Annotated in this window: 17 protein-coding genes; all 17 read right to left on the reverse strand. The window is 35.7% G+C overall.

Annotation, left to right across the window (positions count from 1 at the left end; genetic code table 11):
- Positions 1-73: 73 nt before the first annotated feature.
- Positions 74-1,135, reverse strand: coding sequence for a glycosyltransferase family 2 protein (locus L2D08_RS12530; RefSeq protein WP_242234122.1), 1,062 nt, complete (start codon positions 1,133-1,135; stop codon positions 74-76).
- Positions 1,136-1,211: 76 nt separating this feature from the next.
- On the reverse strand, positions 1,212-1,979 hold the full coding sequence (locus L2D08_RS12535; RefSeq protein WP_242234124.1) for a glycosyltransferase family 32 protein: 768 nt from the start codon (positions 1,977-1,979) through the stop codon (positions 1,212-1,214).
- Positions 1,980-2,070: 91 nt separating this feature from the next.
- On the reverse strand, positions 2,071-3,849 hold the full coding sequence (locus L2D08_RS12540; RefSeq protein WP_242234126.1) for an ABC transporter ATP-binding protein: 1,779 nt from the start codon (positions 3,847-3,849) through the stop codon (positions 2,071-2,073).
- A gap of 39 nt (positions 3,850-3,888) precedes the next feature.
- The gene (locus L2D08_RS12545; protein ID WP_242234128.1) at positions 3,889-4,860 is read right to left on the reverse strand and encodes a glycosyltransferase family 2 protein; all 972 of its coding nucleotides are present in this window, start codon (positions 4,858-4,860) and stop codon (positions 3,889-3,891) included.
- Between the two features lie 46 nt (positions 4,861-4,906).
- Positions 4,907-6,094 carry a glycosyltransferase gene (locus tag L2D08_RS12550; RefSeq protein ID WP_242234130.1) on the reverse strand — a complete coding sequence of 396 codons (1,188 nt, stop codon included), beginning with the start codon at positions 6,092-6,094 and terminating at the stop codon, positions 4,907-4,909.
- A gap of 13 nt (positions 6,095-6,107) precedes the next feature.
- Positions 6,108-7,298, reverse strand: coding sequence for a glycosyltransferase (locus L2D08_RS12555; RefSeq protein ID WP_242234131.1), 1,191 nt, complete (start codon positions 7,296-7,298; stop codon positions 6,108-6,110).
- A 117-nt stretch (positions 7,299-7,415) separates the two neighbouring features.
- Positions 7,416-8,522 carry a DUF2334 domain-containing protein gene (locus tag L2D08_RS12560; RefSeq protein ID WP_242234133.1) on the reverse strand — a complete coding sequence of 369 codons (1,107 nt, stop codon included), beginning with the start codon at positions 8,520-8,522 and terminating at the stop codon, positions 7,416-7,418.
- A gap of 19 nt (positions 8,523-8,541) precedes the next feature.
- Entirely contained in the window at positions 8,542-9,543 is a 1,002-nt protein-coding gene (locus L2D08_RS12565; protein ID WP_242234135.1) for a glycosyltransferase family 2 protein, read from the reverse strand.
- A 20-nt stretch (positions 9,544-9,563) separates the two neighbouring features.
- On the reverse strand, positions 9,564-9,980 hold the full coding sequence (locus L2D08_RS12570; protein WP_242234137.1) for an FAD synthase family protein: 417 nt from the start codon (positions 9,978-9,980) through the stop codon (positions 9,564-9,566).
- Positions 9,967-11,145: a CDP-glycerol glycerophosphotransferase family protein gene (locus tag L2D08_RS12575; RefSeq protein WP_242234139.1), complete on the reverse strand. Its 1,179-nt coding sequence runs from the start codon at positions 11,143-11,145 to the stop codon at positions 9,967-9,969. Before L2D08_RS12575 ends, L2D08_RS12570 begins: the two co-directional genes overlap by 14 nt.
- The gene (locus tag L2D08_RS12580; protein WP_242234140.1) at positions 11,142-12,194 is read right to left on the reverse strand and encodes a glycosyltransferase family 2 protein; all 1,053 of its coding nucleotides are present in this window, start codon (positions 12,192-12,194) and stop codon (positions 11,142-11,144) included. The genes L2D08_RS12575 and L2D08_RS12580 overlap by 4 nt, the downstream gene beginning before the upstream one ends.
- Before the next feature lie 12 nt (positions 12,195-12,206).
- Positions 12,207-13,385, reverse strand: a complete 1,179-nt coding sequence (locus L2D08_RS12585; RefSeq protein WP_242234141.1) for a glycosyltransferase — start codon at positions 13,383-13,385, stop codon at positions 12,207-12,209.
- Positions 13,357-14,511, reverse strand: a complete 1,155-nt coding sequence (locus L2D08_RS12590; protein WP_242234142.1) for a glycosyltransferase family 1 protein — start codon at positions 14,509-14,511, stop codon at positions 13,357-13,359. The genes L2D08_RS12585 and L2D08_RS12590 overlap by 29 nt, the downstream gene beginning before the upstream one ends.
- A gap of 25 nt (positions 14,512-14,536) precedes the next feature.
- Positions 14,537-14,884: a helix-turn-helix domain-containing protein gene (locus L2D08_RS12595; RefSeq protein ID WP_242234143.1), complete on the reverse strand. Its 348-nt coding sequence runs from the start codon at positions 14,882-14,884 to the stop codon at positions 14,537-14,539.
- 22 nt (positions 14,885-14,906) lie between these two features.
- Positions 14,907-16,040 (reverse strand): DegT/DnrJ/EryC1/StrS family aminotransferase, encoded by a 1,134-nt coding sequence (locus L2D08_RS12600; protein ID WP_242234156.1) that lies wholly within the window; start codon positions 16,038-16,040, stop codon positions 14,907-14,909.
- Between the two features lie 51 nt (positions 16,041-16,091).
- Positions 16,092-16,739, reverse strand: a complete 648-nt coding sequence (locus tag L2D08_RS12605) for an acetyltransferase (RefSeq protein ID WP_242234144.1) — start codon at positions 16,737-16,739, stop codon at positions 16,092-16,094.
- A 15-nt stretch (positions 16,740-16,754) separates the two neighbouring features.
- On the reverse strand, positions 16,755-17,339 hold the full coding sequence (locus L2D08_RS12610; RefSeq protein ID WP_242234146.1) for a sugar transferase: 585 nt from the start codon (positions 17,337-17,339) through the stop codon (positions 16,755-16,757).
- Between the last annotated feature and the right edge of the window lie 135 nt (positions 17,340-17,474).

The raw sequence follows: 17,474 nt of genomic DNA on the forward strand, positions 1-17,474 counted from the left end.
CGTACAATGAATTCTAAAATCAAGTTACGCCCAATAAATCGTTTTTCTCAAAGACTTCTTTTTGAAAAGTCTCTTATAATAAATGAGCTTTAGCAGCCAATTTTAATAACGCCATCTTTGGCTTCTTCTTTTTATGCATAGCCCTACCTAAATCATAAAGATAATCAATATTCTTATTTTCAATTGCTTGTAAATATTCTTTTGGAAAATAGGCTAATGATCCTTTGTTTTTAATACATTTTCTTAAAATATCGTTATTGACGTATCCCCTTAGCATATCTTTTTTCTCTTCAGTTCTTATGCTGCTGTTAAACAAATTAAATAAGCATGTCTTAAAAGTATTGAGCAACATTATACTAATTCCATTACAGTGTCTCTCCCTTGAATCTTTATAGTAATTATCAATTATTTCTCTTTGTATTTGATATCCATTTACCATATCACTGAATAAATTCGGCATATATTTGCTTGTAAAACCTCCTGCTCTATAAAAATATAAAGGTTGATTGATTAGTTTAACCCTTTTAGATTTCAGAAAAATTTCTAAATTGTAAAAGAGGTCATCTCCTAGAAATGTTATCTTCTCGAGAAAGGCTCCTTTTGTTTTTAACACTTCTCTTTTGTAGAGCTTTGCACATAAAGATGATGGAAAAGGGTGACCATGAAAATAAGCTACAACTAATTCATTCAAAATTTCAGAATCAACATAAACCTTTGAATTAAGAAAATACTTCTTATTGTTTTCTTTTTTAATAAAAGATAAACCGCCTACCACTTTATACATGTTACAAATTGATACATCTAAATCATTACTTTTCGTTTCCGTATATAGAAGTTTAACTATGTCCTTATGAACCCAGTCATCTGCATCTACAAACATGACATATGGTGATGTGGAAGCTTCGATACCTTTTCTTCTTGCAGCAATACTTCCTTCATTTTTCTCATTTATAATAACTATTCTTTCATCTAAATTCTTATATTTATTACAAATGGACAGACTACAATCAGTTGAACCATCATTTACTAATATTACTTCAATATCCTTGAAACTTTGGTTAAGAATAGATCTAATACACTTATTCAGTTTTTGCCCGGCATTAAAGATAGGTACTACTATACTAACTTCAGTCAATATCGTCACCTCATTTCAAAATTATTCAATTCAAAGTTTTAAAACATTAATTCTGTATTAATAAATTTGTACAGGGCTAGAAAATTTGAAATACTTTTTTAAATCTAATGTAAGTTTTTTCTCCTAATATATTTTTAAAAGCGTTAATTGAAAAAGTTTTAAATTCCGCGCGCATTTTTTCATAATATGTCTTTTTAGGAAGCCAAGACCCAGCAAAATGATGAATTGTATATGTGTTTTCAGTAACATTTAAAATTTTTGTTTTCCAGTCTTTGGCACAAAAATAATCGCTAGGATAAATATTTACTTTGTTCCCTTCTATATTTAAAATCTGCTTGTAATTGCCGAATTTTAACCCATATTCTGAATTGGTAATAGCAGTAATAGTCATTGTATTAGTTGTTGTATCTAATGAACCATCCTCTCGCTCAAAAGAAACATTTTCATAATAAAAAAGCAATCTTTTTATCCAAGGATGATTCCTGATAGACCCTAAAATTCCCGCTGATATATAGTTGTTACTTTCAAAACCAGAAAAAGCTTCTTGATTAAGGAAGGCATCCAAGTTTTTTATAACTTCTACATCTGTATCCATGTAAATTCCGCCGTGATGATAAAGAGCATGTAACCTAACATAATCACTCACAAAAGCATATTTTTTCGAAAGATATGCTTTTTGAACATATTTATTTGAATTTATATCAAAATTATTTTCATTCCACTCTATGATTCGATAATCTGGAAGCTGTTTTTTCCAACTATTGATACATTCAATAACAGCTTTTGGTTTTTGTCCTTTTCCAAACCAACAATAGTGAATAATCTTAGGTATTTTAAATTCCACAAAACTCACCCCTAAAAATGATTTAATATATAGAATTGAATCTTAAATAAAGAGATTACAAATCCTTACTTTTTTACGTAATAAACTAAGTTTAGATCACAATCCTTTTGGCTTTATTTTCCGCCTCAACTAATCTACCCTTGTTTATTTTAAAAACTGTATCACAATTTTCTATTGTACTTAGTCTATGTGCAATAATAATTAAAGTCTTCTTTCCTTTTAATCCATCGATTGCCTTCATAATCTCTTTTTCTGTTTCATTGTCAAGTGCTGAAGTAGCTTCATCCATAAATAATATTTCCGGATTGTGATATAAGGATCTTGCAATTCCAATACGTTGTCGTTGTCCCCCGGAAAGCCTTGCTCCTCGCTCACCTACTTGTGTCTCTAGTTTATTTGGAAGTGATTCGACAAATTCCTTTAAATGAGCTTGCTCCAGTGCTCTCCAAACATCTTCATCATTAATCTGTTCCTGTTCTATTCCAAATGCAACATTTCCTCGAATTGTATCATCTGTTAAAAAGATAGATTGTGGAATATATCCAATTTTCCTTTGCCACAATACTTTTTGTTTTTCCAAGTTTTTACCATCAACTAAAATGTTGCCTTTTTCAGGTTGTAGCAACCCTAAAATAATATCTACAATTGTCGTTTTTCCTGCTCCTGACTCTCCAATAAAAGCTACTGATTGTCCTATTGGTATAGTTAAGGAGACGTCTTTTAAGGAATAACCTTTTTGGTCAGGATAGCGAAAGGAAATGTTTTGCAATTCTATTTCCTTGTTAAATGCCTTTTTGCTTTCTTTGATTTCATCAGGTTCGTCGTTCATAGCAAGCGCTTTATTTGATGCCTCTAAAGTTTTAATTAAGTCTTCGTATACTACAGCTAAAGCCGGCTGATTATATTTGATTGAAGTTATTAGTGCAACAATACGTGTAATTGATGGCAGTAATCGAAAAGCAGCCATAGCAAACAATGCCATTGTCGATATTAATTGAGCCGTATTTGTACCTTGAATAACAATAATTAGCATGGTTATAAGAACGATCGCAACCATTAAAGTTTCTATAAAAAGTCTTGGTACTTGTTCTAAAATTTTCATATAGGAACTGTTGTTAGCCCTAATTTGGCTTTGATTCATATAAGCGTCTATAAAGAAAGCTTCTTTTCCTAAGACTTTAACTTCTTTACTTGCGCCCAACCCCTGATTTACCCATTTAATCATTTTCCCTGTTACCTTTTGCTGTTCTTTTCCTAAATGAGTAATCTTTCTGCGGAATACTTTAAAGAATAAAAGAATGCTGCCACCTAAAGAAATAGCAGCTACTAAAGTTGCCAATGGAGCGGTGGCCAACAAGAGCCCAACTATACAAACCGTAACCAAAATTTCAGTCAGCAATTGAAAGGCCGCCATTATAATACCCTGAAATACTTTTGCTACTTCATCGTTCACATTTCGTAACAGATCCGCTGTATTTCTTTGTAAGTGAAAAGTATAGGGTTTTGTTAAATATTCTTTAAATAAACGACCAGACAGCTTTACCTGCTGGTTTAAGACAACTTTAATTTGCATATAATTGTAAAAAAGAAGATAGCTGTTTTTAAGCAAGAAAACTCCAAGCAAAGATACTACAGCAAATAAAACAAACGCGAAATATGATTCAAATTGAAAATAATTATAGATTTGTGAAAGAATCTTTTGTTCTTGAATAACATCTGGATTAGTTATAATGCCAATGAAAGGAACAATCAATCCTATTCCTAAAGTTTCAAATACAGCTGATATTACCATTAGGAAAAATAAAATCAACAATTTTTTCTTTTCCTTTTTATCAAAAAGTTTCAACAGCTTATTTACATTTTCTTTCATTTCTTCACACCTTCATAATCCAGATTTTTATTATTCCTTTTAATTAGTTTTCAAGAAAAACTTATAGAAAAAAACGGCTAAACCAGGACACCATGCTAAGACTTGAGCTAACAGCTTATGCTTGATAGTTATAGTATTATTTTTTAAAATTGCTTTATTTACTTCTCGCACATGCTTACTTATCCTTTTAATATATTCCGAGTTTTGTACAATACTTTTTTCGCATACAATATCTGCTATCATGGTGCGTAAAGTTACATAGTACACAAAATTTATTTTCTCACACATTTCAGGATAGTTATTTTCCATAAAACTATAGGTTTCAAAATAATTAGCTACTACATCAAATCTTTTTTCTGAAAAATTGCTACGTGTAATACTGTGATCTCGATAATTGTATTTATACAAAGGAAGATTAACAAATGCAATTTTCGAAGCATAACTAAATAACTTATACATAATTGCAGCATCTTCATAAACTCTACCCTTAGGAAATTCCACATTTTCAAAAAGAGATTTTTTATATAACTTGTTACAAGCTGAAAAGCCAGATAGCTTTCCCTCATAAAGACTAGATATAGCTTCAAAAGAAGTAAAAACTTTTATTTCTTTTTTATTTACTTTTGTTTTTTGATTTTTGTTTTTTCTTTGAGTTTCAATTAAACATGTACTAATATCTGCATTTTCTGAAAAACAGACATTATACAAAGTTTCATACATAGTTGGTTCTAACCAGTCGTCACTATCAACGAATCCTAAATAATCTCCATTTGCAGCATTGATTCCCGTATTTCTTGCATCCGCAAGCCCACCGTTTTTTTTGTGAATAACTCTTATCCTAGAATCTTTATTAATATAATCATCACAAATTTCCCCACAAGCATCCGTTGACCCATCATTCACCAAGATGATTTCGTAATCTTGAAATGTTTGTGCTAATATTGAGTCCACACACTTTTTTAAATATTGTTCAACATTATAGATTGGGACAATTATGCTGATTTTTGGCATAACCTCTTCCTCCTAAAGCTTAAAAGTTTCTTAATTAAACTCGGTTTTAAATAATACTTAAGAATTTCTTCATTTCTGTTTCATAATTAATAATCTCTTTTGATAATGAATCTTCAAACTTAACACGCATAGCCTCGTCCTTTACGAGTTCTTCCACTGCTTTGAAAATACCTGCTACGCTTATATCTGTAATTAATCCGTTTTTTCCGCTCGTGATTTGTTCCTTTGCTCCATTAACATTTGTAGTTACAATCGCTTTGCTTAAACATCTGGCTTCACTCAAAGTAATACAGTAACCTTCATACCTCGATGGCTGGACATATATATCACATTGATCCATGTAAGGGTAAGGATTCGTGTGTGATCCTAGTAAAATAAAATTCCCCTCTAGATTGTTTTGCTTTATCTTTTCTTCATATTTTAACCTTGAGCTTCCATCTCCAATACAATACCATCTTACATTGTGTCCTTTTTTTATAAGCTTATTTAACACATCTATTGCTAAGTCTTGACCCTTTTCGGCTGCTAATCTGCCTACTGTCAAAATTCTTAATCCATCAAAATTATCATCGAATCCTTTTCCTTTTTTTGATTGACTTTGAATTTTAGTTGGAGATGTTATATTCAAAAATACCTCTGTTTTCTTTTTTATAGTTGGTACCGCTCTTAACAGTTTTTTTCTCGCTTCTTCAGAAACAACAAATACTTTGTCAAATTCTTTATAGATTTTGGAAGCGAACTTATTGCTAAATCCTATTTTTGTAACATCAAAATGAACCCATTGAATTTTCTGTTTAGCTTTTATTTTCTTGGCAACAAAAAAGCTTATGAGATCCATTGGACCAGCATAAGCTACAGCTACATCATATTCTCCCACAAGCTTTGATGCATCCTTTAAAAGGTAATTGTAAAAAAGGCTTTTATCGTTTGTAATCTTTGTCGTTACATAAATCGACAAGATAGTAATTGCTTTCATTAGACAACCTTTCTTTAGAAGGTCTAGAACAGTGAAGTGAGGAGGGTTGTTTATTATTTCTTTTATCTGCCCAAATCCTTTTACATACTCAATACGAACATAATCCGGAATATCTTTTAAGAAGCCACCGTATTTCTCTAACATTAAAATAGTGATATCATATTGATCTTTTGGCATCTCGGCGATCATATTTAATAGAGCTTTTTCGGTTCCGCCTACATTCATATTAATTACCATAAAGACAATTTTTTTCTTCATATGCCTCCCACTTTCACTGAATTAGCTGAAGTACTTTTTCTATTTCCTCCACATTGCCTTTCTTTTCGATTTTCAAATAATCAATAATATTATCCCTTAACTCTTCATTGTTAATTATTTCTGTTATCCCTCTGTACACTGCCTCCGCATTCATATCAACAACGAGACCGTTTGCCCCTTCAATCATTTGGTTGTACACAGCATCAAATCTTGTTGTAACAACAGGCACATTCAGCATTCTCGCTTCTGCAATGGCAAGTCCAAAGCCTTCAAATCTGGATGTTTGAACATATATATCAGCATCTTTAATAAATGGATATGGATTGGCGTGAACACCCAGCAAGATAAAACAATCCTCTAATTTATGTTCCTTGATAAATTGTTCTATTTCTCCTTTAAGTGGGCCCTTCCCTAACACATACCATCGAAAGTTAACTCCATTTTTCTTTAACTTTTTACAAGCTTCTAATGCGATGTCATACCCTTTTTGGTGCGCCAATCTCCCAATGGTTAACAGTTTAATACCATTAAACTGATCATCATAAGAATTTCCAATAAAAGACATTTTTTCGATAAATTCCGGGTTATTGATATCATAAATAACCTTCATTTTATCAGAATAACAGGGAAAGCTTTCTAAAAAAATGTCTTTTGTGGAATCTGAGACAGCAATGATTTTTTCATATTGATTGTAAAATCGGCTATGAAATTTTTTCTCGTTTTCATCCAAGCGATAACTTACGTTTACCCACGCAAACTTTTTTTTCGCTTTTACTTTTTCAGCTACATAAAAAGTGGGAACTCCTTGTGCATAGCTAATCGCAACGTCATATGTTTTAGGGTTATATTCAATTACATTTGCAACACTTTCCCAAAAAATCCTCGCTTTTTGTGGGTTGCTATAATTTCTTTGTCTTATTTTAGCCGAGTACTTCATTCTTGAGAAAAACATTTTATACTCATTTTTTTTAATTGAATAACGTAAAGATTCTTTTACAGTCAATGCTGCATAACTTGTATACTTTAGAGGCTTTAAAATTTTAACCTGCTCGGGCACGACTTTTTCCAGGGGTCCGCCGTGCCCAAAAAGCATCAAATCGACTGCATATTTCTCAAAATCCAACATAGAAAGCAAGGTCACCAAACTTTTTTCTGCACCTGCCACATCCAGGGAATCTATAACAAACAATATATTTTTTTTCATTTTGCTATGTTTCACCTACCTTCTTATTTTGAAACCCATTAGATTCTGTTTTTTTTACATAACGAAAGAAACCTAAATAGTTTCTCCACTATAACTAGGTTAAACTGTTTTTGATTTTTATTTTATTATCTCTTTTAAATTTGGAAGCTTCTCCAACAATCTAAAATCCGTTACTAAATTACCTTTTAAACTAATCCTTTCTACATTTAACAAGTACTGAATACCATCAAGATTCTTAATGTTACTGTTACTTAAGTCTAGATCCTTTATAGCATACATTTCTGATATAGAGATCCATTGCCCATCTAAATTAGAAATATGTCTTCTGATTGCTTTTTCTAGATTTGGGTCAAGGAAAGTAGCTACGTCTGCAATTTCTGATGTTGTATAAAATTCAAAACCTTGTTTTTTAGCTTCATATATAAGCTCTTTGATCGTATCAGGAGAAGTTCTCCACTGCCCAGCTTTTTTAGCAGCTTCACCTTCCCAACCGAAATCTTCCCACTTTACTTCTGACGGTAAAATGGAATGACAAGTCAAAACAACATTTTTACCGGTTTTTTTAGCCGCTCTTAAAATTTTCTTTATATATTTTACATTTGAAAAAAACTTGCTATCTATACATATAGACGGCATCAGTCCAGTATGGCCTGCAAGAACCAAATTATCTCCGCTCAAATGACCTCTAGCAATCTTAAAAAATTTCGGAACCAGTTCATCCAATGTTTTGTTGTCATAATTAAAATGTGGAAACGCGTACGAAACAGGTTGCTTAAACTTTAATTGTTTTTGAGAATGCGATTGTTCTCTCATCCACTTAAATAAAGGTATTATATCTTCGTCCACCCAATTTTTAATGCCTGTTTCTTTTGAATATTTCGATGCTCTTATATGTTTGAATCCGTGATGAGCTATTTCGTGACCATTTGATTGCAATTCTAAAAGCATGTCTATTTCTTCTTGTGAATGTTCTCTCTTTCCCTCAAAATGATGATATGCATTAATGTTAAAGGTTACTTTAACATCATAAAAACCAAATAACGTTTTTCCATATTCATACCAGTCATGCACCCTGAAGCTGTCATCAAAAGAGAAAATAACACCTGGTTTTCCTAAGTACGGAAGTTTTGTTCTTTCACTTTTCTTTGTTTTTTTCATTTCCTTCGTTACATAACAATAATATCTCCATTGATAATATTCTTTCTTAAAAGCCTGTATCAGCATGACAAGATCACTTCGCTTTTTAAGTTTTTACTGGACACCAACTTACCAAATTGTTTTTTATATAGTTTGAGATTATAAAAAAATTAATATTGCAGAAGAGTAGGGTTAATAAACATTTATAATTAAAAGCTATTCCCTTGCTAATAATTATATTCTTGTAGAACTTTCTTACCAATTTTTGAATGACGCGTAGATAGCTGGTTCTTTCTTTTGTTTCCTCAACCTGATTAAGAATATAATAAATGTTATCGACACAACTATAAGTAAAGCAAGCAGTTACCTCACCAATTAAATCTGGGTATTCAGAAGTTACAAATAACAAAATTTCCTTCCATCCGATAAAAGCGTCTAACCTTTTTTCTGAAAATCTAGAAGTTAAAATACTTTCTTGCCTTTTTACATAAATATAGCCTATATAATTTGTAAACACAGATTTCTTAGCATTAGCAAATAATTTGTATGTGGTGGATAAATCCTCATGTATTCGCCCTTCTGGAAACTGTACATTATCAAAGCACTTTCTTTTAAATAGCTTGTTGCATAATGAAAATCTATACAGTATGCCTTTAAACATCTGCCGTAATGCTTCCACATTGTCCATTACTTTTATAAATTGTTCACCTGTATTTCTTTCATTAATTAATTTCCCATTCACTTCTCTTCCAAGAGCGCAGATGGCTATCTCACTATCCGTTTCCACACATAACTGATAAAGCTTTTCGTACATTTTGTTATCAATTCGATCGTCACCGTCTACAAAACCGATAAACTTACCTTGCGCTGTTTTTATTCCAATATTTCGGGCCGCACTTACCCCCTCATATTTCTTGTGAATGACCTTTATCCTTTTATCTTCCTTGGCAAATTCATCACAAATTAATCCACTCTGATCTGTTGATCCGTCGTTTACCAAAATCACTTCTATGTTTGAAAACGTTTGATTGATAATACTGTTTAAACAATCACGAAGATAAGGTTCTGTATTATGAATCGGTACAATAATACTGATTTCTGGTCTCATATAGGTATCCTTCCAGTGACTCATAATTTAATTTTTTCTTTAACTAAAGTAGAAGAAACCCCTTTTGTGTAAGGAAAATAAACGATATCTACTCCCACTTTTTTAAACTGGCTTTCAACTTGCTTAAAGAGTTCATTGCCCTTCCAATCATCTCCAACAAACATAACGTCAAAGTTTACCGTTTCCCAAGCAGCAAATTTATCTCTAGTAGTCTGTGGAACAACTTGATCGACATACTTAATACCTTCTACAATAGCCATCCGATCAGCGTGTGCGATGACAGGCCGTTTGTTTTTATAATCCATTACCAGTTCATCTGTGCTAACACCTACAATAAGGAAATCACACTGCTGCTTTGCCTGTTTTAAAATATTTAAGTGACCGACATGAAACAAATCAAAAACACCTGTTGTGTATCCAACGCTATACCGCTTCATTGATTTCACTCCTTTTTTTACTGAAACAAACTTGATTAATTCGATTCACTAAATACTCACATGCTTTTCCTTCTTCAAAAGAGCCAATGCGTGTGGAGAAACGAAGCAACTGTTGTTTATACGTCTCATAATGGAACTTGTCTATTTCTTCTAATAGACCTTCTTTGCTCATGGATTTACTAAACGGAAGTTCCATTAAGTCAAAATATAAAGCCCGGTCCTGTTTCACGTATTCTTTTACATCCGGTACATATAAAAAGCAGGGACGTTTTGTAATGGAAAAATCAAACATGAGCGATGAATAATCAGAAATAAGAATATCGGCAACCAGCAGCAACTCCTGTATATCATCGTACTTTGTAACATCTAGGACATGCTCTCCATGCGTAAACTCATTTGTTTGATTGATTAAGTGCGGATGCAGTTTTACAAAAACCACCCACTCACCGCCAAATTTATTTTTCAGCTTTTCGTTTATTTCAGCGTAATTTAAATCATATACATCGGTACTGTTATTTTTTCTAAACGTTGGAGCATACAAGACAATTTTTTTCCCCGGGGGAACATGCAGCTTTTTTAACACTTCCGCTCTTTTATTCTTATTATTTTGAAATAAAAGGTCATTCCTCGGACTCCCATATTCAAAAATTTCCCCGTCATACCAGAAAGATTTTTTGAAAATATCTGTACTGTATTTACAGCCAGAAAGCAGTAAATCGCACTTTTTTGAATCTTCTTTCGCCATCTTTACATAGTGAGCTGGCAATGACGTTTCCGCGTCTTTTTCTATTTGTTTTAAACGAAGCGAACTGTGCCAGGTTTGTATGTAATATTGATTTTTGCGCTTTACATACAAATCTGTTGTTCGAAAATTCGTGATGACTACTTTTGCTGTACACAATTCATAAAAATACCGAAGAGACATTGTTTTCACTTTTCTAAAGCCATATAGTTCTTTTTTTGTATCGATATCATTAAATGACCAGACAAGGTCAAATTGATTTTTAGGATAATGGCGTACAATATAATCGGTTATATATTTTGGGTTACACCCATACTGGCTTCCATAATAACTAAACAAAAAAATCTTATTATTTTTAATTGGAAAGCAGTTAAAAACATAAATAAGAAGAAGGGAAACAAGCTTTTTCATACGGCTGCTCACGAAAACACCTCCTTACTCTTCCTTACCTCTACTAAGCCGGCTGGCTTATTTAGAAGGTTTAATTTTCTACATACTTTTTGTGTACCAAGAAAAAAAATATTAAATAATGGATGAATCATAAAAAGTTGTAATTGACGGGCAAGCTGTTTATCATGTTTAGCCGCTTTGTTCAATGGTTCATAATACTCTCTTATATATGATTGAATTTCCCGGCGGTAAATGCGCTGTCTGTCTTTTTTTCGATTCATAAACAGGAGATTATAATGAATTAAACTCATCTTTAAAATATTTTTATAGGATTCATCTAAAAGATCCCTATGAAATGTTTCAAGATAAGCATGCCTTTCCTTTAATCCTTTAAGTATGTCCAGGTTTCTCGTTGTATAAGTAGCGATAATGCTATCGTTTCGCTGATAGTAGTTATACATAGGCTGAGGAATTAAAAGAAATATATTTACTTGATGCATTACTTTATGGGCCCAGAATACATCTTCAAATAAAACACCTTTTTCGAAAGGGAGGCCTTTAATCAGCTCTGTTTTATATAATTTCCCCCATGCGAAATTTTTCACTTTTTCGTTTACGACTAGTTCGTACATTACTCTTGCTTTATCGACGATAACAGGAGGATCATTGTCTGAATAATACCGGTTATCAAAAAGAAATTTATCCTCGTAGGCATAATAAAAAGCCGTTTGTACAACATCGGCTTTGTGGGTTAAGCTGCTATATACCATTGTTTCTATCATGTTTGGCTCTATCCAGTCATCACTGTCCACAAAGACAGTAAATTCTCCGGTCACCTGCTTCATACCTGCATTTCTGGCATCTGATAATCCGCCATTTGTTTTATGCAGAACCTTTACCCGGCTGTCTCTTTTTTTATAATCATCTGCTATCCTGCCACACTCATCGGGTGAGCCGTCGTCTACAAGAATCACTTCTAAGTTGGTGTATGTTTGATTCAAAATACTGTCTACACAGCGATGGATGTATTTTTCCACTTTGTATATAGGAACAACAACGCTGACTTTTTCCCTTTCTAACATTTATTGCTCCTCCTAAACCAGATTGTACAGCTTCTCTAATTCCTCACTATTGCAGTAATCTTCCCTTTGACAGTTTTGTACCAATAAATTTCTCAACTCAGCATCCTTATATAGCCTTTCAATCCCTTCTGCTATTCCTTCAACTGACAGCTCACAAATAAACCCATTTACTTGATCTTGAACCTGGCTTTTTGCAGTTGCATAGTTTGTAATCATCACTGGCTTTGAAAGGATTTGTGCTTCTCCTACAGTGACTGCTTTTCCCTCATATCTGGATGGCTGGACATACAAATCAGCTTCCTTCATATAAGGGTAAGGATTTATCTTTTTCCCTAATAAGATGAATCGATCTTCCACTCCATTTTGCTTGATCAATTCTTTCAGCATATTTTCGTCTCCGCCATAACCAACTACATACCAGGCTATGTTATGATAACCACGGTCTTTCAAAACCTTTAATGACTTGATAGCGTTGTCGATTCCTTTTGCATGAGACAGCCTAGCCACTGTAACAATTTTAAATCTTGTATCATTCAGCATACTATTTTCAACCGTTTCCTCTGACAATGCTTGTACAAATTCTGGTGACATAATGTTCTCGATTACGATAACCTTGCTTTCCAAAAGCGGATATTTTTTAATGAAAGCATTTTTGCATTCGGCTGATACCGCAATAATGTAGTCGTATTGGTTCCACATTTGTATGTCCATCTTAATATTTGTGTGGACGGTTGAAAAGTCGGTGTGAATCCAGGCTATTTTCGTTTTGGCTTTTACTTTTTCTGCAACAAAATAATGTGGCCACAAGTAGCTGATCGCTACATCGTACTGTTTATTCAAGCTCGGCAAAAAAGGCAGGGAATACTTCCACATATACTGCATTTGTTTATAGCCATTTTCTTCAGAGCGATGTAAGCTGGCCCGATACTTTGCGAGAATTCTTGCTGCACCAAGGGGTATCTTTCCGGCTTTTATTGTTTCCCCAATCGACATCCGAAATGTCCGATAAGCTTTTGATTCCTCGAGTAAGTTTGGCTGCGCCGGCAGCAAGTCCATAAATTCACCTGTGTGGCTGTACAGCATTAAATCAACGGCATAACGGCTATAATCAAAATTATTCAGCATGCTGATGAGGCTTCTTTCGACTCCTCCTACCTCCATATCAAAGGAGGCGACTAGTATATTCTTCATACGCTTCTCCTTCTGCTGATCCGTAAATACTTATCAGCCTTGAAATACTTGAGTGAAGCGAATAGCCGCTTGCTTCAAGACATTCGGTGATATGATGAGAGTCTTTCTTTTTTCTACCGGCCTGTTCAATAATTTTATCCGCCCACTTTTCAGGTCCGTCCGCTAATAAAAGTGTTGAAACAAGCCCTGCTCCTATATCCGCCTCGGGCTGGATCGCCTCGGATACGATGCAAGGTATCCCGCTCGCCTGCGCTTCAAGTAACACTAAACCTAGCCCTTCATAAATAGAGGGGAAAACAAACACATCCATGCTGTGCATCATTGTTGGAATATCCTCTCTAACGCCAACAAATCGAATGTTTTTTTCTATCCCGGCTTGTATCGCTTCTTTTTCTATCTTCGCTTTTAAATGGCCCTCGCCAACAAGCAGCAGCTTTGTTGAGGGATCTTTTTTTAAAACGCTTTTCATCACTTCCAGTAGAAAAACATGGTTTTTCGCTTCCATAAATCGTCCAACATGGCCAATTACGATGCTGTTCTCCAAGCCCTCTCTTTTTTTAAATTCTGCGACTTCTTTATATGGTTCTTGAAGAAAAGCATTGTAATCAACAGCGTTAGGAAAATAAGAGTACATTTTTTTCTTTAGGTTTTTTTCTCCAAATAAGTATCTTCCTGCCCCTTTACTGCAGGCCAGCAGATGTGTTGAAAAAGTATTAATGAATACCCTCATTACATTAATATAAGCTTTTCGTGCGATGCTTTCACTATTATCAAGTGTGGTGTGCGCATGAGAAATTCTGACCTTTACACCTGCCAATAAACCAGCCATATTGGCAATTCCACAATGAAAAAGCGTATGGGAATGAATTGCTTCATAAGGACCATATTTTTTTATAGCATCGTAGAGCTCCTTTATAGAATTTGTTTTTCTTAATTTTATGACTCGGCCGCCTAATTTCTTTATTTCTCCGTCATAATGGGCGTCTTGCGGACTATAGGAAATAAAATCGAATTGTATTTTCTCATGGTTGATATTTCGGTAAATATTCATCAGCATTGTTTCTGTTCCCGCTCTATTCATCGCTCCAACTACATGAAGAACTTTGATCGGCTTTGATTTATCCATTATTCTCGTCCTTTATGCAAGCTGTTTATTTGCTTTTTTCGCCTGCTTTTTGATTTTGCCATTTTATAAACTCAAATACCGTTTTGTATTGATCCAGCTGTTCTTTTTCAATGCCGGCTTGTTTTAGTTCGTAAATAAAATCCTTCCATTCACTTTCAGAAGGATCTTGAGGCTCCGTATCATTCCCGAGAAGGGTATGAAGATTTACGTCTAAGACAGAAGCAATTCTTTCCAACAAATGAATGGAAGGATTTTGGTTGACATTGCGTTCGATATTGCTTAAATAAGATTTCGACATGTTGGCGCGGCTTGCCAGCTCGGACAATGTGATGCCTTTTGATTTTCGTATTTTTTGAATTGTTTCCCCTATCATTTTTTCCCCTCGTTTTCTGCGACTAGATAACCCCTTTTGTTAAGCTGGTCCGGACCTGCGCTTCTTTTATGCAGTCAATGACGCGCTGCTGTTCAGCTTCTGATAAATTTGATCCCGACGGAAGACAAATGCCTGTTTGAAAAAGCTGTTCAGCAATATGATTCTCTTTATCGTGCGGATAGTATCTGGTTCCCTGGAAAAGCGGCTGCAAATGAAGCGGCTTCCACACTGGGCGCGCTTCAATATTCCGCTGGGCTAACGCCTGAACAAGCTGTGCTGTTGTTATACCAGCCTGCCTTTCATGAATCGTTAAAGCTGTCAGCCAGCGGTTTGTTCGGGTATCATCCAGTTCCGGCATAAATATGAAGCCTGGAAGATGACCCAACTCCTTTTCATACCGTGCAAATACCTTTCGCCTTGCTTCTACCCGCTCGTTCAGCACCTGCATTTGGGCAATGCCTACACCCGCCAGAATATTGCTCATCCGGTAGTTGTAGCCGAGGCTGCTGTGCTGATAATGAGGCGCCGTGTCACGTGCCTGTGTCGCTAAAAAACGGGCCCTTTGCAGCGCTTCTGTATCGTCGGATACGATCATTCCCCCGCCGGATGTGGTAATAATTTTATTGCCGTTAAAGGAGTAAATACCGAACTTCCCAAGTGTACCGCTTGCTTTTCCTTTGTATGTAGAGCCAAGAGACTCGGCTGCATCTTCAATTACAGGCACATTGTATTGATCGCAAAGTGTGAGAAGTTCATCCATTTTCGCCATCTGGCCGTAAAGGTGAACGATAATGACGGCTTTGGGGGGCCTGCCTTCCCGAAATGCATCCTGCAGCGCCCGTTCAAGCGCCTGCGGTGACATGTTCCACGAATCCGGCTCAGAATCAATAAAAATAGGCTCTGCTCCCTGGTAGATAATTGGATTGGCGCTGGCGATAAAGGTAAGGCTGGAACAAAAGACGGTGTCTCCTTTTGTCACATTCAACAGAGAAAGAGCGAGGTGAATAGCGGCGGTACCAGAACTGACAGCCACCGCTTCTTTTGCCCCGGTTACAGCCCTTGTTTCTTTTTCAAATGCATCCAGGTTAGGACCCAGGGGAGCGATCCAGTTTGTTTTAAAGGCTTCATCAATATAGTCGTTTTCCTTTCCGCTCATATGCGGCGGTGACAGGAAGATTCTCGGCTCTGTCACATTATCATCTCCTTTTCAAGAACTTTTTCTTCCGGTTGTCAGTGTTTTCTCGATCACTCTTGCTGGTGTACCGACGGCTGTGCAGTAAGAGGGAATAGGTGTAATGACGGTGGAACCAGCTCCTACAACAGACCAGCTGCCAATGTCCATTCCGGGAATAACAGCGGCTGATGCTCCAACATGTGCACCTTCCTCCACTAAAACATTTCCTGTCAGCACAGCACCCGGTGAAATATGTACGTAATCACCGAGTTTGTTTTCATGCTCAATAATTGCTCCCGTGTTAATAATGCAGTGCCTTCCCATGCTGGCCCCTGCATTAATAACCGCGTTTGCCATCACAACAGTTCCCGCTCCAATTGCTGCAGATGGGCTAACTACTGCCGTAGGATGAACAATAGAGGCATATTGGTTCAGTCTCAGCGGCATTGAATCCGCCAGATTTTTTCTGACACTATTGTTTCCTATTGCCATTACTACCTTTGTCTGTTCGTTCAAAAGGCTTGTGAGAGAAGAAAAAGGACCGTATAAAATCCCTCCTTCCTCCGCTTCCTCTGAGTACTTATCATCCAAAACTGCTCTTAACGTATAGTCCTTCAAAGTAGAAATTGTGTCCTGGATCACTTTGCTGTGTCCGCCGTTTCCCAAAACGATAATATCCAAGAGCCTTCCCTTCTTTCAGCCTTTGAATTTTTCCATTGTGGCGTGTCCTTGATGGGCGATTCCTTCTTTTTTCATCACTTTCCGTACCGTTAAAAATAAAATTTTTAAATCAAGCAGCATCGATTGGTTTTTCACATACCACGTATCTAACGCAAATTTTTCTTCCCACGAAATCGCATTTCGTCCATTGACCTGGGCCCAGCCTGTAATACCCGGCCTTACTTCATGGCGCATCGATTGTTCTTTTGTGTAAAGAGGAAGGTACTCCATTAGTAATGGCCTCGGACCGACCAGGCTCATTTCACCTTTGAGTACGTTTATGAGCTGCGGCAGCTCATCCAGGCTCAGCTTCCTTAATACCTTTCCGGTTTCCGTTAACCGCATCTGATCTGAGTGAAGCTTTCCCTCTCCATTGGTCATCTGGGTCATAGTCCGGAATTTATACACGTAAAAGGGTTTGCCGTGCAGGCCCGGGCGCTGCTGTTTAAATAAAACAGGAGAGCCCATTTTTGTCTTTATAACAGCAGCTGTCGCCAGCATAACCGGTGAACACGCGGCCAGCAGTGTAAGGGATACAGCTATATCCATTAATCGCTTCATTTATGGCTCCTCACTTTGTTTAACATAAAAAAACGCTGCTCACTTAAGCAACGGGGTTGGGACTGACCCCGTTTTTGAGACAGGGATCAAAACACCTTTAAGCAGCCAGCTGCCGATACTTGACCGGCGGCTGGT

It is taken from the genome of Domibacillus sp. PGB-M46, assembly GCF_022668875.1.
In the GTDB taxonomy this organism is placed as follows: Bacteria; Bacillota; Bacilli; order Bacillales; family Domibacillaceae; genus Domibacillus.